Consider the following 21270-nt stretch of genomic DNA (forward strand, 5'->3'; position numbering starts at 1 on the left):
CCCGTAGGAATGGCAATCAGCCCTTGGTCGGGCCGCACCGTTGTTTAGTCCTGAACCGGGGTCAGCGCTACGCGCAAAGCTTCGATCGCGGCGTCCCGCGCAGCAGCATCAGCGAACGCCGGGCTGTCACCCACGCACTCGCCTTCCAGCCACACACTGAAGCTCAGGTCTTGATTGCGGATGTCCAGCGCCTGACCGGTTTGCAGTTGCTTGGTCACCTGGCCGGCGGTTTTGCCGTCGGCAAAGTTGCGCGACAGCAGCAGTTGCTCGCCATCGGCCGCCAGCAGACGGAAACGGAAGCTGCCGTCGTCTTCACGGAAGCTGACGAAACGTGCAGCTTTCACGGCTTTCTTCTTGGTGGTCGCCGCGACTTGCACCTGATTGACGAACGAACGCAGGCCGACCGCTTCACGCAGTTCGTTGAGGAACGGCGTCGCCACCGCACGGGCCTTTTTCGCGCCGTGTTGCAGGATGTCTTCCAGATCCGCCGGACGCTCGATCAGATGGTGATAGCGTTCGCGGGACTCGCCCAGTTCATTGTCGAGCAACTGGAACAGACGATTCTTCGCCTCGCCCCAACCCAGACCGCCGAGCAGTTCGCTGCGGAATTCGTCAGCCTGCGTCGGTGTGGCGAACGCCTGGAACAGGGTGAACAGGTGCGAGTTGTCCGGATCTTTGGCTTCGCCCGGCGCTTTGGAGTCGGTGACGATCCGCGAGATCGCGTCCTTCATCTCTTTGGCGCTGGAGAACAGCGGGATGGTGTTGTCGTAGCTCTTCGACATCTTGCGCCCGTCGAGGCCTGGCAACGTCGCCACGCTTTCCTCGATCAGCGCTTCAGGCATGGTGAAGAACTCTTTGCCCTGGCCGAACAGGTGGTTGAAGCGCTGGCCGATGTCGCGGGCCATTTCCACGTGCTGGATCTGGTCACGACCGACCGGGACCTTGTGCGCGTTGAACATCAGAATGTCCGCCGCCATCAGCACCGGGTAGCTGTAGAGGCCCATGGTGATGCCGGCATCCGGGTCTTCACCGCTCTCGACATTCTTGTCCACCGAAGCCTTGTAGGCGTGCGCACGGTTGAGCAGGCCCTTGGCGGCGACGCAGGTCAGCAGCCAGGTCAGCTCGGGAATTTCCGGAATGTCGGACTGGCGATAGAAGGTCACACGGTCGACATCCAGGCCGCCGGCCAGCCAGGTCGCGGCGATTTCCAGACGCGAGCGCTGGATGCGCAGCGGGTCATCGCATTTGATCAGGGCGTGGTAGTCGGCCAGGAAGTAGAACGAATCGGCATTGCTGTCGCGGCTGGCGAGGATCGCCGGGCGGATGGCGCCGGCGTAGTTGCCCAGGTGCGGCGTGCCGGTGGTGGTGATGCCGGTAAGGATACGGGTACGGTTCGTCATGGGTAATCGCTTGTCAGACTGCAATCAATTCGAGAGACGCGGCAGGATCAGATCCTTGAGATCGGTCAGCTTGCCATGAAAAAAGTGTCCGCATTCTGCCACTTTCAGCAGCTCATGGGGGCGCTGGAGTTTTTCCGACCAGTCGTAGACCAACTGCGGATCGATCACTTCGTCGGTTTCCGGCTGGATCACGGTCAGCTCGCCGTGCTGTGGCAGTTGATCCTGATCGCCCAGGCGCATAACTGCCGGCGCGACCATGAACAGCTGCTTGAGCTGCACGCCTTGGGCTTCGAGACGACCGCCGAGACTTGCTGCAACAAATCCGCCGAAGGAGAAACCGAACAGGGTCAGCGGCAGCTCCGGATGCTTTTCCAGTAGCCATGCTGCGGCAGCCTGAGCGTCGTCGACTTCACCGCTGCCCATATCGTGGGAGCCTTCGCTGGCACCGACGCCGCGATAGTTGAAGCGCAAAGTAATCAGGCCGGCGTCGCGCGCAGTGCGCTGCAGGGTCGAGACGACCTTGTTGAGCATGGTGCCGCCCTGCACCGGGTTCGGATGGCAGATCAGCGCGATGCCGATTGGCTGCTCGTTATCGAGGTACAGCGCTTCAATTTGGCCGACTGGGCCATCAATCACTACAGGGGTTTCACGCATCAGCAAGGAAGGAACTCCGTGACCTCGAATCGGGTCGACTCGTCTAGCAAATTGTCTGTGCCAATCTATTGCGAGTGAATCGCGGTATACAGCGCAGGTTCGAGCCGTTAACGTAAAGCAAAGCCGTTTATAGAGGAAGGACTCGTGGAACACTCGCTCTTAGTTTGGTTGTTACCGACTCTTGCCCTGGTTGTGGGTGTCGCCATTGGATTCCTGATCGCTCGCGTCGCACCGAATGCCGCGCCGAGCCGCACGCAGCGTCAACTGGATGATATCCAGGAGCGTTTCGACAGCTATCAAAACGAGGTGGTCACCCACTTCAACAGCACCGCGATGCTGGTCAAGAAGCTGACCCAAAGCTATCAGGAAGTGCAGGATCATCTCGCCGAGGGCGCCAACCGCCTGGCCCTGGACGAGCAGACCCGTCAACGCCTGATCGCCGCTTTGCACGCCGATGCCGCACAGGCACCGCGCGAACGTCTGACGCCGCCGCGCGATCAGGAGCCTCCGCGTGATTACGCGCCAAAAGCCCCGAACTCACCGGGTATGCTTGATGAGCATTATGGCTTGAAGAAGTAACCCGCTTCGCGCCCAACAAAAAGCCCCCGGACAATTCGGTTGTCCGGGGGCTTTTTTGTATCTGTTGAGTTTGGGGTGCCTGCACGGGCCCAGTAACCCTGTAGGAGCTGTCGAGTGAAACGAGGCTGCGATCTTTTTGATCTTGTTGTTGAAAGCTGAAGATCAAAAGATCGCAGCGTGCCGCAGCTCCTACAGGGCGACTGCGTTCGGGCAAAAAAATGCCCGGTCACAAGACCGGGCATTTCTTCACTCAAGCATTCAGTTACGGATACTGCTGAACCGTACCCGGCTGTTGCTGCTGACCACCATACTGCTGACCCGGAATCGCCTTCAGGTTGACCTCGACGCGGCGGTTCTGCGCGCGGCCATTGACGTCACCGTTGCTGGCAATCGGGTTATCCGGGCCGGCGCCACGGGCCGACAGGTTGGCACCGCTGACACCTTGCGAGGTCAGGTAGGTGGCCACGCTCTGTGCACGACGCTGGGACAAATCCATGTTGTGCTGGCGACTGCCGGTGCTGTCGGTGTAGCCGACGATTTCGATCTGGTTCTGGTTGAACTCCTTCAGCGAGTTCGCCAGATTGTTCAGCGGCTGGTAGAAACTTGGGGCGATGTTCGCCGAATCGGTGGCGAAGGTGATGTTGCCCGGCATGATCAGTTTGATCTGATCGCCTTGGCGCTGCACTTCAACCCCGGTGTTGGCCATGCTGGCGCGCAGCTTTTTCTCTTGCTGGTCGGCGTAGTAACCGTAACCGGCCGCCGACGCACCGACCACCGCCGCGCCAATCAGGGCGCCCTTGCCACGGTTGTTGTGATCGATGGCGGCACCCGCCAGGGCGCCGGCCAGAGCGCCGAGGCCACCGTACTTGGCGGTTTTGCTCATGCCTTGCGAGCCACCGTCGGCCTGCCCCTGATTGTCATACGGGTTGGGTGAGGCGCAGCCGGCCAACATGGCCACAGCGGTAGCAACAATAATCAAACGAGGCGTGGTGAACATGAAGAGCTCCTGGTTTTTTCGCATTCTGTGTGGCAGCGGCCCTAGGCAATAGACCTGTGCGGGCGTTGGATCATGACAATGCCGAAAAATTCCGCCGCACACTCGTGACAAAATGTTTAGGCGCGCACGAACGGGTTTTCGCGCATTTCATCCCCGAGACGCGTGTCCGGACCATGCCCGGCAACCACGACTGCGTCTTCGTCGAGCGTGTACAGCCGCTGCTTGATCGATCGCACGATGGTCGCCTGATCGCCGCCCCACAAATCCGTGCGCCCTACCCCGCGACGAAACAGCGTGTCGCCGGCAATCAACAGCTTAGCCTCGGAAAACCAAAAGCTCATGGAACCGGGCGTATGTCCCGGCGTATGCAGCGCGACACCACAGCCGCAAGCCAGTTCTTCATCGTCGCTCAACCAGCGATCCGGCGACGGCACCGGTGTGTACGGCACACCAAACATCTGGCATTGCATCTCAAGGTTGTCCCACAGGAACTGGTCTTCCTTGTGCAGATGCAAGGTTGCGCCGGTTTTCTCTTTCATCTGCCCGGAAGCGAGGAAGTGATCGAGGTGCGCGTGGGTGTGGATGATGCTGACGACTTGCAGACCATGGGCATCAAGGCGCGCCATGATCAGGTCAGGATTGCCGCCCGGGTCAACGACGATGGCTTTTTTAGTGATCGGGTCGCCGATGATCGTGCAGTTGCACTGGAGCGGGCCGACGGGAAAGGTTTCGCGGATGAGCGCAGGGCTGGGAGCAGTCATGGGAAATCCTGGACGGACGGGAGTGGTCTTGTTTCAGAATTCTACTTCACAAGCCGATACAGATCGCCCGGTCAGTTATTTGACGCCACTAATCAGAAAAATAGTGGCCCAATGATGTCAACGAGCCTGCTTCTGGTGCAGAATCGCATTTTTTTGTAGCGGTCGCATTCAGGAAGGGCCGCAGCGCACTCAGGAAATTCCCCCATGCCAACGCCCAGTTCTTTCTCTCCATCCCTCCCGTCTTCACTGACCGGCGTCGCTGTCGTCGACAGTCTCCTTTCCGGCACTTACTGGTTAGGTTCGAACTGGACCCCGGGTGGACCGACCAATCTGAGCTATAGCTTCATGGCGCCGAATACGTCGTACTTCGTCACCAACTACAGCCCTGATAACGAATACAACGCACTGTATGCCCTGACTGTGGGCCAACAAAATGCCGCGATCGCTGCGCTGGGTGCATGGAGCGCGGTCGCCAACATCAACTTCACGCTGACCAGCGACAACCTCACAAACGTGGGTGACTTGCGCTTCGGCGCCTATCGGTTGATGGATGACAAGACCGCCGCCTGGGCCTATTTCCCTGCCAACAGCCCGGTAGCCGGCGACGTGTGGATCGGTCCGCAGACCAATGATCCCAATCCATCCAAAGGCACTTACGACTACCTGACATTCGTGCATGAAATTGGTCATGCGCTGGGTCTCAAACACCCATTCGATACCAGCAACACAAACAAGACCCTGCTCGACCCGAAACTGGACGATGTCCATCTCACGGTCATGAGCTACAACAGCAACTATTCCTATCAGCCAACGACACCTATGGTGCTCGACATCTTGGCGATCCAGAGCCTTTATGGTGCCAATACTGCCTGGCAGACCGGCGACAATGTCTACAAATGGGCGCCAGATCAGTCAATTTTCGAAACGATCTGGGATGCCGGTGGCAACGACACGATCGATGCCAGCAACCAGCTCGCCTCCGTCACCATTAATCTCAATGAAGGCAGCTACAGCAACATCGGTAAAGCCTTCGTCGATCTCACGTCCCAAACCGCGATCAACGATGGGCTGGCTATCGCTTATGGCGCCAAGATAGAAAATGCCATCGGTTCGAACTTCAATGATGTGCTGATCGGCAATGCCCTGAATAACGTACTCAACGGTGCTGGCGGTGTTGACGTGATGGCCGGCGGTGCAGGCAACGACACTTACATCCTCGACAATGCGGCGGAGCTGGCGTTGATTTACGAGGACACCGATCCGGGTCGCGACCTGCTGACAATTACCTACGCCGCCGCCCCCCTTACCAACCTCGTCGACCTGAACCAGGCAAACCTGGTCAACGTAGAAAGCGTTCGGATCACTGGTGCCGGCTCCTTCGCCCTGCAGGGCAACGCACTGGACAACAAGCTGTTCGGTAACACCGGCAATGACTGGCTTGACGGTGGCGCTGGTGCCGACACCCTCACCGGTGGTGCCGGTGACGACACATACGTGGTCGACAACTATGGCGATGTCGTCGTCGAACTCGCTGGCGAAGGCCGCGACAAGGTCATGACCACGCTCACCTACGGTCTTGGCGCGAATATCGAAGATGGCCAATTGATGGGTAACGCCGCCCTCAACCTGAGCGGCAACGAACTCGACAACGTGCTGATCGGCAACGCCGGCAATAACATCCTCAATGGTGGCGCCGGGGTCGACACCATGATCGGCGGCGCCGGCAATGACACTTACAACCTGGATCAAGCGGCTGAACTCGCTCTCGTGCAAGAAGGTAATGATCCGGGTCGCGATCTGCTGCTGATCAACTACGCCGCAGACCCATCGACCAATGTCGTCGATCTGAATCAGGCAAACCTGATCAACGTGGAAAGCGTGAGGATCAACGGTAATGGTGCGTTTTCCATGCTGGGCAACGCTCTCGACAACAAACTGTTCGGCAATGCCGGCAATGACTGGCTCGACGGTGGTGGCGGCGTCGACACCCTCACTGGCGGTGCCGGCGATGACACCTATGTGGTGGACAACTACGGTGACATCGTCGTCGAGCTTGCTGGTGAAGGTCGCGACAAAGTCATGGCCTCGATCAACTACACCCTGGGAGCCAACATTGAAGACGGGCAACTGCTGGGTGATGCCGCACTCAACCTGACCGGTAATGATCTCAATAACGCGCTGATCGGCAACGCCGGCAATAACATTCTCAATGGCGGGGACGGCGTCGACACTATGATCGGCGGGGCCGGCAACGACACCTACAACCTGGATCAGGCTGCCGAGCTGGCGCTCGTGCAAGAAGATGCCGATTCAGGCCGCGACCTGCTGAACATCTACTACGATGCAACACAAAACAGCGTCATTGACCTGAACCAGAGCAACCTGCAGAACTTCGAAAGCGTTCGCATCAATAGCTCGGGCGCCTTTACCCTGTTGGGCAACGCACTGGACAACAAATTGTTCGGCAATGCCCAGGCCAACTATCTGGATGGCGGTGCGGGCAGCGACACCCTCACTGGTGGCGCAGGCGATGACACTTACGTGGTCGACAACATCGCAGATGTCGTCGTCGAGCTGGCGGGCGAAGGCTATGACAAGGTCAAATCCTCAATCAGCTACACGCTGGGTGCCAACCTCGAGGAAGGTCAACTGCTGGGCAGCGCCGCAATCAACTTGACCGGCAACGAGCTGAACAACGTGCTGACCGGGAACGACGGCAACAACACCCTCATCGGTGGTGCAGGCAATGACACGCTCAATGGCGGAGCCGGCATCGACACCATGATCGGTGGCAGCGGCAATGACACCTATATCCTCGATCAAGCGGAAGAACTGGCACTGATCCAGGAAGCGGACGAGACCGGTCGGGACCTGCTGGACATCCAGTACAACGCGGCCCAGAACGCCGTGGTCAATCTGTCCCAGAGCAACTTGCAATACGTCGAGAGCGTGCGTCTTACCGGTGCGGGCGCGTTTACCGTGACCGGCAATGCCCTGGACAACAAACTGTTCGGCAACGCCGATGCCAACGTTCTGGACGGCGGCGCAGGCGTCGACACCCTGACGGGGGGCGCCGGTGATGACATCTACGTGATCGACAACATCGGTGACACCATCGTCGAGCTGGCGGACGAAGGTCGAGACCAGGTCAAATCGTTGATCAGCTACACCTTGGGGGTTAACCTCGAAGACGCGCAACTGCTCGGCAGTGCAGCGCTCAACCTGACGGGCAACGCACTGGATAACGTGCTGATCGGCAACGATGGCGACAACATTCTCAATGGTGGGGCCGGCATCGACACCATGATCGGTGGTGCGGGCAATGACTCCTACTTCCTTGATGACTCCTCGGAGCTGTCGCGAATCCAGGAAAATGTCGATGGCGGGCGAGACCTGCTGACAATCGAATATTCGACTGACAGAAACAGCAGCGTGATCAACCTCAACGTGTCCAATCTGCAAAATGTGGAAAGTGTGCGGGTCTTGGGTGCCGGAGTATTCTGGGTGATGGGTAACGCCTTGGACAACAAGCTGTTCGGCAATGCCTACGACAACACCCTGGACGGCGGGGCCGGCAACGATGTGCTGGACGGCGGTGCCGGTGCCGACAGAATGAACGGTGGCTCTGGCGATGACATTTACATTGTCGACAACGTCAACGACACCATTCAGGAAACCCCGTGGGATGGTCACGATCTGATCAAGACCTCCGTGAGTTACACACTGTCCTACAGTGTCGAAGACGGCCTGTTGTTGGGAAGTGACGCGCTCAATCTGACCGGCAACGATCTGGACAACGTGTTGACCGGCAACAGCGGCAACAACGTGCTGGATGGTGGCACCGGCATCGACACCATGATCGGCGGCGCGGGTAATGACACCTACATTCTGGATCAGGCTGCCGAGCTCGCCTTGATCCAGGAAGGTAATGATCCTGGCCGCGACTTGTTGAGCATTCAGTACAACGCGAAACAGAACAGTGTGGTCGATCTGAACCTGAGCAATCTGCTGAACGTGGAAAGCGTACGGATCAACGGCACTGGCGGTTTCAGTGTGCTCGGCAACGGCCAGGACAACAAATTGTTCGGCAACGCCGATGCCAACTATCTGAGTGGCGGTGCAGGCAATGACCAGCTCGATGGCGGGGCCGGCAATGATATTCTGCTCGGCGGTGGCGGCAAGGACACCCTGATCGGTGGTGCCGGCAGCGATCAGTTTGTCTTCAGCAACTTGAACGAAGTGGGAACCGGAAGCCTGAGTGACGTCATCAATGACTTCAACAGTCTGGAGGGCGACAAGATCGACTTGAGGATGTTTGACGCCAACCTGTTGCAAGACGGCCTCAATGCGTTCTCCTTCATCGGCTCTGCCGACTTCACCGGCGCCGGCCAACTGCGTTTCGTCGATCATGTGCTGTCGGGCAACGTCACCGGGCACGCCGGTGCGGACTTCGAGATCCAGTTGGTGGGTGTGAACAGCTTCAGCGCCAATGACCTGATGGCCTGATTCCTCCCCGCCGCACCTGCTTGCAGGTCAGGCAATAAACAAAACGCCCCGATTTGATCGGGGCGTTTTTGTTTGTTTCGGTGTAGAGCTTCAAGGCTCAGGTCAACACCCCCATTTCCTTGGCCCGCGCCACCGCCTGCGTACGCCGCTCGACCCCTAGCTTGCTGTTGATATGGCTCGCATGGGTTTTCACGGTATGCAGTGAAATGAACAGCTGTTCGCTGATTTCCTGATTGGAACAACCCTGGGCAATCAAACGCAGCACCGCCAGCTCACGGCTGCTGAGTTGTTCGGTAGCGGTGGACTCGGCCACTGGACGAGTAGCCACCAGCGGAAAATGCGCCAATAACTGCTGTCCGGCCAGCGCAAGTGAAGCATGCAATTGGCTGCGCAACCAGTCTGGATATTCTCGGATCAGTGCGTCAAACGGCTGTATCACGCCCCCCGCCGCCGCTTCCAGCGCCTGACTCAATACTTTGCGTGCTTCCGCTTCGCGGCCAGTGCCCAGCAATAAGGCGACCTTCTGCGCCAGCGCCATTACACACAGCAACTGTCGACCGGTTTGCTGGCCGTTTTCCAGCAACACATTCAAGCGGCCTTCGGCGAGCATCGGCTGCCCTTGAATCACATCGAGCAGCGCCCGTTGAAGTTCCACGTGCAGTGGCAGCTGTGGATGGAATTCCGGTGGTGCGGCAGCGTGTTCGCCGGTGTAGGTTTGACCCAGTCGCGCCAGCCAGGCTTCGGCGAGATCGATGCGCCCTTGGGCCAACCACAGTTCGCATTTGACCAGGGTGATCATCGCCAGGTAGTAGATCGGCGGGACGTCCCAGATATGCATCAGGCGCTCGGCTTCAGCGAGTTCGGCAAAGGCCTTGGCAAACTCACCTGAGCTGCCGTCCAGACGTGCGATCACGCAATGTCCGATCAACACGCTGATATCGCGACAGGCCCGCGCTTCCGCCAGACCGCTCAGCAATCGAGCCCGGGCCTGCTGTGGTTGCAAGCGCATGGACAACAGAAAACCTTCGTAGAGCGTCAGCCGCGCACGTACCGCATACAGACGTTGCGGGGACAGTCCACGCAATCGTTCCAGGCCCTGATGCACTTCATCCAGCGCACGCAGTATCTCGCCACGGGCCTGCAACACCCGCGCCCGGTCGTAATGCGCCAGCGCCTCAAACAACGGGTTGCCGACCCGCTGCGCCAGCTCGAGGGACTCACGGTTCAAACCCCGGGCGCGCCACAGGTCGCCGTCGGCGATCGCCAGATTGGACAAGGTCGACAGGCACATCAGACGTTGCCCGTAACGTTTTACCGGCAGGCTTTCCAGCGCTTCGCTGCAATAGCGGTGAGTCAGTTCACGCTGGCCACGGCCCCGGGCGATGATCCCGCTGAGCGCCAGCCATTGTGCAAGCATCGACTTCTGCGCAGAGGCCGAAGGCGCCGGCAGAAACCGGCTCAAATGGCTGGCCAGCTCTTCGGCCGCGTCGAGCTGACAGGCCAGCCCCAGCGCCCAGCTGTACAGCACGATCAAGCGTGGCGTGCTGATCAGCAGACTGTCGGGCAAGTCCATCTTCCAGCGCAGCAGCATGCCCACGTTCTGCTCGGCCAGCAGTTGTTCCTCGGACAGGTTCTGCACCAGATTCGCCGCCACATCCAGGTGGCCGGCGCGCAAGGCTTGCTCCACCGCTTCGTCGAGCAGCCCTTGAGCATTGAACCAGCGGCAGGCGCGCAGATGCAGGGTCGCCGCCGGCACCAGCGTCTGGGTCACGGGCCGGCTGCGCAGCAGATCGGAAAACAAATGGTGATAGCGATACCAGTGACCGTGCTCGTCCAGCGGCACCAGGAACACCTGATGCGCCAGCAGAAACCGCAGGATTTCGGCGCTGTCGTGGGCTTCACGCACCGCGTCGCACAGCTCGCTGCAGAAGCGTTCCTGAGGCGCGGTGTCGTAGAGAAATGCCTGGACCTCGGCGGGCAGGCAATCGATGACTTCCTCCAGCAGATAGTCGCGAATCAACCCCTCCCCGCCGTTCAGCGCTTGCGGTAACGCGGCCTCGCTGCCGGCTTCAGATGCCGCCAGCAACCAGAAACGCAGCCCGGCCACCCAGCCTTCGCTGCGCTGGATCAGATTTTCCAGGGCTTCACCGCGCAATGAACTGCTGTGTCGATCAAGCAGGGTCAGTGCTTCGTCATGGGTCAGACGCAGATCCTGCTCGTGCAGTTCCAGCAGTTGTCGCGACAGGCGCAGGCGCGCCAGATGCCAGTCCGGACGCTGCCGACTGGTGACCATGACCAGCAAGCCATCGGGCAAGTGATTGAGGAAAAACTGCAGGCAGCGGTCGAGCACCGGACCTTGGGCGAGATGGTAATCATCGAGCACCAGCAGCAGTGGCGCCGTTGGCTGCAGTTGCAGCGCCAGCTCATCGAGCAAGCCGTCGAGCCATTCTTCGAAGGCAAACGGCTGATGGCGCTGGCGCATCTTCAACAGGCCCAGCGCGCGACTGCCCAGATTCGGAAAGTAGTCCTGCAGTCCTTCCAGCAAGCGCTCGAGAAAACGTCCCGGATCGTTATCCCGCGGGCTCAGGCCCAACCAGAGACTTCGCCAGTGCGCCGGCAGACTCTGACAAAATTCCACCGCCAGCGAGCTCTTGCCGAAGCCTGCTGGCGCACAGACCAGCAACAGGCGCCCCGCAAGCCCCGCGCTCAGGCGCTCACACAGACGCGGTCGCAACACATGGCCGTCGGGCAACGGCGGGCGAAAAAAACGCCCGTCCAGCGTCGCAACGGCAGCGCTTGCAGGATCCGGAAGCGGGGACAGATCAGTCATGGCCGGCTCTTGTTTGAATGGCGGTTGGCGGCGTAGCAGATGTCCGCAGACTAGCGGTAAACGTAGAGGGTTTGAAGGTTATTGCTACAAATGGCTACAAAAAGACTACGAGCCAGCAGGCGCTCGTGCGTAAAAGCGCGACGAAAAAAAACGCCCCGAACCAGTCGGGGCGTTTTTTCGAGGATGCGGCCTCGGGTCAAAGCTTAGCGGATACCGTCCTGGCCCAGGTTGCCCGGCTGGAATTCGCTCTTGGTGGCAGAGAAGCCGAAGTCATACGCTGATTTCTCTTCGTTCTTCATGCCCAGTGCCAGGTAACGGCCCGATTGCAGGTCGTACAGGGCTTCCAGCGCGTACCACGGCACTTGCTTGTCGTAGTAATCCTCGGCATGCGCCTCGGCCACACGCCACAGCTGACCGCGACCGTCGTAATGGTCGATGACCGCTGCCTGCCAGGTGTCTTCGTCGATGTAGAAGTCACGTTTGGCGTAGATATGGCGCTGACCCGGTTTCAGGGTCGCCACCACGTGCCAGACCCGACGCAGCTCGTAACGGGTCAGATCCTGATTGATGTGGCCAGCCTTGATGATGTCGGCGTACTTGAGGGTCGGCGAGTCGATCTTGTAGCTGTTGGAGGCGATGTACATCTCTTTCTTGCCTTCCAGCGCCCAGTCGTAGCGATCCGGCGCACCGTTGTACATGTCGAGGTTGTCGGAAGTGCGCAGACCATCCGCGGCAGTACCCGGCCCGTCATAGGACACTTGCGGTGCCTGACGTACACGGCGCTGGCCAGTGGCGTAAACCCAGGCCTTGCGCGGTTCCTTCACCTGGTCGAGGGTTTCGTGCACCAGCAGCACGGTACCGGCCAGACGTGCCGGCGCGGTCACTTTCTGCTTGAAGTAGAACAGGATGTTGCCCGGGTTGGCCGGATCGTAATCCTTCATCTTGTCGCGGAACACGAACTGGTCCTGGAAATACACCAGGCTGAACGAGCCGTTGGTTTGCGGCGTGGCCTGGGTGACCAGACGGGTCACGCTGCCACCGCGATAGCGGGTGATGTGGTTCCAGATCACCTCCAGACCGCTTTTCGGAATCGGGAACGGCACGGCGGTGTCGAAGTTTTCCAGACCGTTACCGCCGGCAACCAGATTGGTGGTGGTGGCGTTCTTCTTGATCGCGGCAAACACGTCATCCGGCACGGTCGAACCGCGATGGGACGGGTACACCGGCATCTTGAAGGTATCCGGGTAGCGCTTGAACATCGCGTACTGGCCCGGAGCGAGCTTGGCCTTGTACTGCTCGACGTTCTGCGCGGTGATGGTGAACAGCGGTTTTTCACTGCCGAACGGGTCGGACAGGAAACCCTTGCTGTCGACGGTACCGGCATTTTTCGGCAGCGGTTTCCAGGCCGGAATCGAACCGTCGGCGTTACCAGCCATTTCAGCGCCCATCGGCGTCAGGCTCTTGCCCAGTTTGTCGGCTTCGGCGGCGGGAACGGCCGCCATGACGCTGGTCGCCAGCAGCGACAGCCCCAGAACACCGGCTTGGAACAGACTCTTTGTTATTTTCATATGTGTGTTCGTCCTGAAAAAACTGTGCTTAGAAGTTCACGCCAACACTGAGGGCAACGAAGTCACGATCGTCCACGGTCGTGTAGTCGCCGCCAAAGAAGTTGGTGTAGGCCAGGCTCGCCGTGTAGGTGTTCTGGTATTCGGCATCCAGACCGAGGCTGATCGCCTTGCGACCTTCCTCGAAGTTGCCGCCTGGGCCTGGCGAGTAGCCTTTCACGTCATGCGACCAGGCCACGTTCGGCTTGAGGTTCACACCGGCGAACACGTCGCTGTAATCCCAGATCGCACGAGCGCGATAGCCCCACGAGGTCGAGGTGGTGAAACCGTCGTTGTTGCAGTTGCTGGACACGTTATCGCGCGACGCCCCCGGACCGGCACCGTTGATGGTCGAGGTGTTGAGGATCTGCGAGCAGGTGTTCAGACCGCCAGTGGCAGGCAATTCACCCGGGCCGAACACCGGGTCGCGGCCGTAACGGGCTTCGGACTTGCTTTCCAGACCACCGACGTGGGTCACGCCGACTTCACCCACCAGGGTCAGACGGTTGGCGCCCATCACCTGATCGAAGAAGTGCGTCAGAGTGGTTTGCAGTTGGGTGATCTCTTTGCGGTTGTAACCGTGCAGATCCTGGCCCGGCACGCCGTTAAGGACCGACGCATTGGTCAACGCGCCACCCAGCGGACGCACACCGGCAAACAGGATGTCGGTGGAGTTCAACTGTACCGGCGCATTCGGCCGGTAGCTGACCTCACCGCTCCACGCCGTACCGGTAGGCAAGGTGGTGGAGAAGCTCAGACCGTAGAGGCGAATGTCTTCAGGGTATTCGATGAAGTATTCCGAGTTGCCCGCGACCACCAGTGGCCCCAGCGCCCGGAATGGCCCCGGCAATGCTGCCACGCCGTTATAGATCGACTGTGGCGCGCCGGTGGCGCTGAAGATCGGCGCGCGGCTGTGATAGTTCATGAAATAGGCACCGAACTCGGTGGCCAGCGGGTCGAACATGTATTTGGCGGAAACGCCCCACTGTCCGCTGTCACGCGCATTGCGGTTAGGCGCACGGCGTACCAGCACACCCTCTTCGTTGACATCGACACCGGCGTTGGCCAACGGCCCGAGCGCAATCCCCGGAATGGTCGAGCGCTTGTTCAATACCCGCAGGTTGTCGTCGCAACCGGTGGTGACGATGTCCGGCTGCGAGAAGAACGTGCCGCAGTTGTCGGTTACGGTCTTCTGCCAGTCGATCTGATAGAAACCTTCGGCCGAAAGGTTTTCAGTAAGGCTCTGCGACACATAGAACATGTTGACCGGGATCAGACCTTCCTTGATCTCGGCACCCGGACGACGAAACGCGGACACGTCGATCGGGTTGATCGAGTTGATGCCACCGCCGATGAAGGTACTTTCGCCCCAGTTCACTACCTGCTTGCCCAGGCGCACCGAACCTGGCTCATCGGCAATCGAGTAGTTGTGGTAAACGAAGGCGTCGAGGATCTGCCCGCCGGAAGAACGCGCCGCCACATCGCGGTTGTGGTTGCTGACGTCCTTGTATTCCAGGTCCTGGTTCTGCAGCGCGAAGTCGTACCAGTATTTGCCCCGAACGAAGACTCCGGTGTCGCCGTATTTCAATTCGAGATCATGGATGCCTTTGAAGATCTTCGAGAAGGCTTGCCCGCTCTTGAAGTTCAGGTGGCCGTTGTCGGAGGTCTGGAACAGGCCCTTGCCGCCGTTGTTGACACCAATAAGGTCCTTGTTCGGCTGCTGAGTCGAGATACTCATGCCCAGGGAGAGCGAAGAGTCGAACTGACCTTCGATTTCACCGACGTTGAAACTGACGCCGAATGCGGGCCCGGCGAGCGTAGAGGCAAGACTGACGGCCAGAGGCAGTTTAGCCCGGCGCCAGAACTGGTTTACTGATGTCATCGACGCTACTCCATGTGCATTATTGTTATGGCATTGAGTACTTTTAAAAACGCCTGGAAGACCGGGAGCCAGTAGCTGCCCGACGTCACTCCAAAGTTGCATCGCCCCGTGTCGTGCGTGTGCCCCGTTCTTAAAAATCCTTGAGCGGACTATAGCCAGCAGGCGGGTATCGCTTGATCCCTCTAAAGTGTGATTTGCAGCTGCCGGCCACTCTGGAACAGTCCTTTCGCCAGTCCGACAGATGTCGGCTCGGCAAGGATGGCTGATTTTTTCGATTTAACAAGCCAAGCGCTTGCTTGGTGGGTCTGGCGCGCCGTTTTCGGCGCGCCAGCAGACACTTAAAGTGTCGAGAGGAAGGTGCTGTTGTTGGCCTGCCATTCGGTGATGTCGAGGCGGATGCGCTTCTTGTCGAGCTTGCCGACACTGGTCTTGGGAATTTCCGTAACAAGGGCGATCTGGCTCGGAATCGCCCACTTGCTCAAGTGCCCCAATTCCACGAACGGCTTGAGGTGTTCCTTGAGCTCGCGCGCGCCGATCTCGTGCCCTTCGCGGATCACCAGCAGCGCAAAAGGCCGTTCGCCCCACTGCGGATCGGCGATGCCCACCACTGCTACTTCACGTACCGCCACATGACGGCTGATCAGGTCTTCGAGGTCCAGCGAAGAGATCCACTCGCCGCCGGTCTTGATCACGTCCTTGATGCGGTCGCGGATGTCGATCACGCCCATGCTGTCGAGCGTTGCCACATCGCCGGTGTGCAGCCAGCCGCCGGCCCACAGTTCGGCGCCTTTCTGCGGCTCGTTGAAATAGCCTTCGGTCAGCCACGGTGCGCGCAACACCAGCTCGCCCTGGGTTTCGCCATCGGCGGGGAGGAAGTTGCCCTCGGCGTCGACGATCGCCGCTTCCACCAGCGGCCCGGGCACACCGGCCTTGATCCGGTAAGTGGTGCGCTCGTCTTCGGTGCCGGCCATCAGTTCGTCGTTGAGGTGCGCACACGAGACCAGCGGCCCGGTCTCCGACATGCCGTACGCAGCCGTCAACTGAATGCCCCGGGCCTTGGCGGTTTCATACAGCGTGCGATTGAGCGCACTGCCGCCGATGACGATTTTCCAGCCGCCGAAATCGGTGCCCTGCGCGCCTTTGGCGTTGAGCAGCATTTGCAGGATGGTCGGCACGCAATGGGAGAACGTGACCTTCTCCTTGCGCCACAGCTCGACCAGGAACTCCGGGTCGTAACGCCCCGGATAAACCTGCTTGAGCCCGAGCATCGTCGCCACGTACGGCAAACCCCAGGCATGCACATGGAACATCGGCGTGATTGGCATGTACACGTCGTTGGTGCCGAGCAGGCGCACGCTGTCGATCGCGCCCATGATCGTCGACACGCCCATGGTGTGCAGCACCAGTTGCCGATGGGTGAAATACACGCCCTTCGGATTGCCGGTGGTGCCGGTGGTGTAGAACGTGGTGGCGACGGAGTTCTCGTCGAAATCCTGAAAGTCGTAGTGCGCACTGGCGGCGGCCAGCAGTTGCTCGTACTCGCCGACCAGATTCGGCAGCTCGGCGGTCTTTTCCGGCAGATCGGTCAGCAGCAGGGTGTTCTCCACCGTGGTCAGATGCGGCGCGATGGCCTGATACAGTCCGACGAACTCACTGTTGACCAGCACGAAGCGGTCCTCGGCGTGGTTCATGGTGTAGAGGATCTGCTCCGGCGACAGGCGTACGTTGATGGTGTGAATCACCGCGCCGATCATCGGGATGGCGAACATGCACTCCAGGTAGCGATGGCTGTCCCAGTCCATCACCGCCACGGTGTCACCCGCCTTCACCCCGGCCGCCGTCAACACGTTGGCCAGCCGCGCAACCCGCTCGATCAGGGTCGGATAGCTGTAGCGCAACTGGTCTCGGTAGATGATCTCGCGGGTTTTCTCGTAACGGGCGCCGGACATCAGCAACCGCTTGATCAGCAATGGATACTGGTAGGCCCCATCGGCCGGGGGAATGACGCGAGTCTGCAACATATGAATCCCTTTTCTGGCTGCACGGTGTTGGCGTAGAGAGCATTACTCTAGAGCCGTTATACCCCAGCCAAATCAGCCGAAGGAATGATTTGCACAGCCGTACAAATGCTAGCTTTGCGCCAGCATTTGCCGGTATTCAGCGCCGATCAGGCCGCTTGCTCTTCTGTAGGAGCTGCCGCAGGCTGCGATCTTTTGATCTTCTAAAAGCAACATCAAAAGATCGCAGCCTGCGACAGCTCCTACAGGTGAGTATTGATCAATGCATCTCGGTGAACGCGATTTTCACGCCGAGAGCGATCAGTACCGCGCCCATGGTGCGGTCGAACCAATGGCCCATGCGGGCAAAACCGGCACGTACACGTTGCTGACTGAACAGCATCGCCACCAGGCAGAACCAGAACGCGGTCGCAACGGCCAGGTAAACCCCGTAACCCGCCTGCACCGCCAGTGGCGTGTGCGGGTTGATCACCACGGTGAACAGCGACAGGAAAAACAGCGTGGCTTTCGGGTTCAGGCCATTGGTGACGAAGCCTGAAGTGAAGGCGCCGCGCGCGGTACGCACGCCAGCTTCCTTGTGCAGGTCATCGGTAACGGTTTTCGCCGGCTGCGCGCGCAAGGCTTTGAAGCCGATGTACAGCAGGTAAGCGGCGGCGGCCCATTTCAAGGCGTTGAACAGCACGATCGACTGCGACACGATCAGGCCGATGCCCAGCAGCGAATAACCCACATGCAGGAAAATCGCCGTGCCCACACCCAGCGCGGTCCAGGTGCCGGCGCGACGACCATGGGTCACGCTCTCGCGCACCACCACGGCAAAGTCCGGGCCGGGGCTGGCCACTGCCAGCAGGTGGATCAGGGCAACGGTCAAGAACTCGGTCCAGTACATGGGGGCTCCTCTTTAATGAGTAAAAACAATTCATCAACTGGCTCAAACCCTGTGGCGAGGGCGCTTGCTCCCGCTCGGCTGCGCAGCAGCCGTAACCTGAAACACCGGTGTGCCTGACACAGTACGGTGAATGGGTTTGGGTCTGCTTCGCAGCCCAGCGGGAGCAAGCTCCCTCGCCACAGGGTATTGCGGGTGCTGTGCGTAACCAATTGTTTCATCTGGTAGGCTCGGCAGATTACGCCTTCCGTTCCAAGCACAAAAGGTACAGTTGATGACGAACCCGCGCCGCGCCGTATTCCTCGATCACCCGTCACTGGATCTCGGCGATCTTGACCTCAGCCCGTTGCGCGCCTGCTTCAGCGACCTGCAACTGTTCGCCCAGACCGCACCGGAACAAGTCGCCGAACGCCTGCACGGTGCCCGCGTGGCGATCACCAACAAGATCCGCATCGACGCCGCCGCGATGGCCGCCAATCCGGATCTGCAACTGATCCTGATCACCGCCACCGGCACCAACAACGTTGATCTGGACGCGGCCCGCGCCCACGGCATCACCGTGTGCAACTGTCAGGGTTACGGCACGCCGTCGGTGGCGCAGCACACGATCATGTTGCTGCTCAACCTCGCCACCCGCTTGGCCGATTATCAAAAAGCCGTCGGCGATGGTCGCTGGCAGCAAGCCAGACAGTTCTGCCTGCTGGACTACCCGATTGTCGAACTGGAGGGCAAAACCCTTGGCCTGCTTGGTCACGGTGAGCTCGGCGGCGCGGTCGCAAGGCTGGCCGAAGCGTTTGGCATGCGTGTGTTGCTCGGGCAGATTCCCGGCCGCCCGGCGCGGCCGGACCGTCTGCCGCTGAACGAATTGCTGCCGCAGATCGACGCCCTGACCCTGCACTGTCCGCTCAACGAACACACCCGGCACTTCATCGGCGCCCGCGAGCTGGCGGCGATGAACCCCGGCGCCTTTGTGGTCAACACCGCTCGCGGTGGTTTGATCGACGAGCAAGCCTTGGCCGATGCCCTGCGCAACGGTCACCTCGGCGGTGCGGCGACCGATGTGCTCAGCGTCGAACCGCCGGTCAACGGCAATCCGCTGCTGGCCGCCGACATTCCACGGCTGATCGTCACTCCGCACAACGCCTGGGGCAGTCGCGAAGCGCGGCAACGCATCGTCGGCCAATTGACCGAAAACGCCCAGGCATTCTTCAGCGGTAAAGCGCTGCGGGTCGTCAGTTGATAAACTGCGGCACTTTTTTTCCAAGGAGCAGTTATGGATCCGCGCAGTGAAGTACTGCTTCGTCAGGCCGAGTTATTCCAGGGTTCGCTGTTGTTGGCCGGTTTGCCTGCCGACGATCTGCTCGGGCGCCTGCCCAATGCGTTCGGCTGGTGCTGGCATGCCGGCGATCAGGCCGCTCTCGATGCGCGCTTCGAAGGTCGCAGCCATTTCGGCGTAAACGTGCCGGAGCGCGAGTTCGACAGCGCCGTGGTGTTTTTGCCCAAGTCCAAGGACCTGACCGATTACATCCTCAACGCGGTGGCCGCACGTCTGCCCGGGCGCGAGGTGTTTCTGGTCGGGGAAAAACGCAGCGGCATCGAGGGTGCGTCCAAGCAACTCAACCCGTTCGGCAAACCGCGCAAACTCGACAGCGCCCGTCACTGCCAACTGTGGCAAGTGACCGTGGCCAATGCGCCGGAAGCCAAATCGCTGGAAAGCCTGGCGCAGACTTACGAGCTGCCACTGGCCGAAGGCCCGCTTAAAGTCATCAGCCTGCCGGGCGTGTTCAGTCATGGCCGACTGGATCGTGGCAGCGCGCTGCTGCTGGAGCACCTGGACAAACTGCCGAGTGGTCATCTGCTGGATTTTGGTTGTGGCGCCGGGGTTTTGGGCGCGGCGGTCAAACGGCGTTATCCGCACAATCAGGTGACCCTGCTCGACGTCGATGCCTTCGCCGCCGCCAGCAGTCGTCTTACTTTGGCGGCCAACGGTCTGGAAGCCGAAGTGCTGACCGGTGACGGCATCGATGCTGCTCCCATGGGTTTGAACGCGATTCTGAGCAACCCGCCGTTCCATGTCGGGGTGCATACGGACTATTTCGCTACCGAGAACTTGCTGCGAAAAGCAGCCAAACATCTGAAAAATGGCGGCGAACTGCGCTTGGTTGCGAACAGCTTCCTGAAGTATCAGCCACTGATCGAAGAGCATCTGGGCGTGTGCGCGATCAAGGCCGAAGGCAATGGTTTCCGGATTTACCGGGCCAAGCGCGGCTGAAAATTAGCACTTGCCGAATGGATTCTGCCTAGGCAGAATCCGCTCCGTCCTAGGGGAGTAGTCTCCCACGAGCGCCACGCTCGTCCGGCATACGTCAACATACTTGATCCTCAGATCATGGCGTATGCGACCTCAGCGTCCGCATCAGACGGATCGCAGGGTTTGACAAGACCTATGACACGCACACCTTACCCGGGGCGGGAAGGCTGTACGTGTCATAGCCGTGTCGACCCGCCCCTTAGGAAATCCTGATGCTGGACTCGTTACTCGTTCCCACCGCAATCGTTGCCTTGGCCGAAATCGGCGACAAGACGCAACTGCTCGCGCTGATTCTCGCCGCTCGCTTTCGCAAACCCTGGCCGATCATTGCCGGTATCGTCGCCGCGACCCTGGCCAACCACGCGGCAGCCGGTGCGGTCGGCGCCTGGTTCGGCAGCTTCTTCTCCGATTCGGTACTGCACTGGATTCTTGCCGCGAGCTTCGCCGCCACTGCACTGTGGACGCTGGTCCCGGACAAGATGGATGACGATGAAGCCGGCACCGCGCGCAAGTTCGGGCCCTTCCTGACCACGCTGATCGCGTTCTTCCTGGCGGAAATCGGTGACAAGACCCAGATCGCCACCGTGATGCTGGCGGCGCAATACCCTGAGCTGTGGCTGGTGATTATCGGCACCACGGCAGGCATGCTGATTGCCAACGTGCCAGTGGTATTGGCGGGTAATTTTGCTGCGGAGAAATTGCCACTGACGTTGATCCGTCGCCTGGCGGCTTCGGCGTTCTTCATTCTGGCGATCGTTGCGGTGTACAAGGCGATGCAGAGCAGTGGCTGGATTTAAACCCGTAAGTCGGTAGACCGAGTTATCGTTCTTCGCGAGCAGGCT

Annotated in this window: 14 protein-coding genes and 1 riboswitch; of the genes, 5 read left to right on the forward strand and 9 right to left on the reverse strand. The window is 59.9% G+C overall.

The window, feature by feature from the left end; translation table 11 throughout:
- Positions 1-44 precede the first annotated feature (44 nt).
- Positions 45-1400, reverse strand: coding sequence for a tryptophan--tRNA ligase (locus ACYZUM_RS20970; protein WP_473061169.1), 1356 nt, complete (start codon positions 1398-1400; stop codon positions 45-47).
- A 24-nt stretch (positions 1401-1424) separates the two neighbouring features.
- Positions 1425-2054: an alpha/beta hydrolase gene (locus ACYZUM_RS20975; protein ID WP_473061170.1), complete on the reverse strand. Its 630-nt coding sequence runs from the start codon at positions 2052-2054 to the stop codon at positions 1425-1427.
- Positions 2055-2198: 144 nt separating this feature from the next.
- Here ACYZUM_RS20975 and ACYZUM_RS20980 point away from each other — a divergent pair, with 144 nt between their 5' ends.
- Positions 2199-2633, forward strand: a complete 435-nt coding sequence (locus tag ACYZUM_RS20980; RefSeq protein WP_007961596.1) for a Z-ring associated ZapG family protein — start codon at positions 2199-2201, stop codon at positions 2631-2633.
- 262 nt (positions 2634-2895) lie between these two features.
- Here the strand turns inward: ACYZUM_RS20980 and ACYZUM_RS20985 are convergent, their stop codons facing one another.
- On the reverse strand, positions 2896-3630 hold the full coding sequence (locus ACYZUM_RS20985) for a YiaD family glycine zipper/OmpA-like lipoprotein (RefSeq protein WP_007961595.1): 735 nt from the start codon (positions 3628-3630) through the stop codon (positions 2896-2898).
- A 116-nt stretch (positions 3631-3746) separates the two neighbouring features.
- Entirely contained in the window at positions 3747-4391 is a 645-nt protein-coding gene (locus ACYZUM_RS20990) for an MBL fold metallo-hydrolase (protein WP_473061171.1), read from the reverse strand.
- Between the two features lie 204 nt (positions 4392-4595).
- On the opposite strand from ACYZUM_RS20990, the gene ACYZUM_RS20995 reads away from it, so the two are divergent.
- Positions 4596-8897 carry a M10 family metallopeptidase C-terminal domain-containing protein gene (locus ACYZUM_RS20995; RefSeq protein WP_473061172.1) on the forward strand — a complete coding sequence of 1434 codons (4302 nt, stop codon included), beginning with the start codon at positions 4596-4598 and terminating at the stop codon, positions 8895-8897.
- Between the two features lie 97 nt (positions 8898-8994).
- Here the strand turns inward: ACYZUM_RS20995 and ACYZUM_RS21000 are convergent, their stop codons facing one another.
- The 5 genes from ACYZUM_RS21000 to ACYZUM_RS21020 all read right to left on the reverse strand — a co-directional run bounded on the left by ACYZUM_RS21000 (position 8995) and on the right by ACYZUM_RS21020 (position 18120).
- Positions 8995-11727 (reverse strand): winged helix-turn-helix domain-containing protein, encoded by a 2733-nt coding sequence (locus ACYZUM_RS21000; RefSeq protein ID WP_473061173.1) that lies wholly within the window; start codon positions 11725-11727, stop codon positions 8995-8997.
- A 203-nt stretch (positions 11728-11930) separates the two neighbouring features.
- Complete coding sequence (locus ACYZUM_RS21005; protein ID WP_047296448.1) at positions 11931-13295, reverse strand: DUF1329 domain-containing protein; 1365 nt, start codon at positions 13293-13295, stop codon at positions 11931-11933.
- A gap of 28 nt (positions 13296-13323) precedes the next feature.
- Positions 13324-15213 carry a DUF1302 domain-containing protein gene (locus ACYZUM_RS21010; RefSeq protein ID WP_473061174.1) on the reverse strand — a complete coding sequence of 630 codons (1890 nt, stop codon included), beginning with the start codon at positions 15211-15213 and terminating at the stop codon, positions 13324-13326.
- A gap of 338 nt (positions 15214-15551) precedes the next feature.
- Positions 15552-17234 (reverse strand): fatty acid--CoA ligase, encoded by a 1683-nt coding sequence (locus ACYZUM_RS21015; RefSeq protein WP_430292240.1) that lies wholly within the window; start codon positions 17232-17234, stop codon positions 15552-15554.
- Between the two features lie 256 nt (positions 17235-17490).
- Positions 17491-18120 (reverse strand): LysE family translocator, encoded by a 630-nt coding sequence (locus ACYZUM_RS21020; RefSeq protein ID WP_027612203.1) that lies wholly within the window; start codon positions 18118-18120, stop codon positions 17491-17493.
- A gap of 271 nt (positions 18121-18391) precedes the next feature.
- On the opposite strand from ACYZUM_RS21020, the gene ACYZUM_RS21025 reads away from it, so the two are divergent.
- The 3 genes from ACYZUM_RS21025 (at position 18392) to ACYZUM_RS21035 (ending at position 21225) form a co-directional block, all read left to right on the forward strand.
- Positions 18392-19357, forward strand: coding sequence for a 2-hydroxyacid dehydrogenase (locus tag ACYZUM_RS21025; RefSeq protein WP_473061175.1), 966 nt, complete (start codon positions 18392-18394; stop codon positions 19355-19357).
- A 33-nt stretch (positions 19358-19390) separates the two neighbouring features.
- On the forward strand, positions 19391-20389 hold the full coding sequence (locus ACYZUM_RS21030; RefSeq protein WP_003228088.1) for a class I SAM-dependent methyltransferase: 999 nt from the start codon (positions 19391-19393) through the stop codon (positions 20387-20389).
- Positions 20390-20428: 39 nt separating this feature from the next.
- Positions 20429-20568: riboswitch (yybP-ykoY riboswitch) on the forward strand.
- 72 nt (positions 20569-20640) lie between these two features.
- Positions 20641-21225, forward strand: coding sequence for a TMEM165/GDT1 family protein (locus tag ACYZUM_RS21035; protein WP_473061176.1), 585 nt, complete (start codon positions 20641-20643; stop codon positions 21223-21225).
- Positions 21226-21270 lie beyond the last annotated feature (45 nt).

The organism is Pseudomonas sp. m6p, assembly GCF_055760375.1.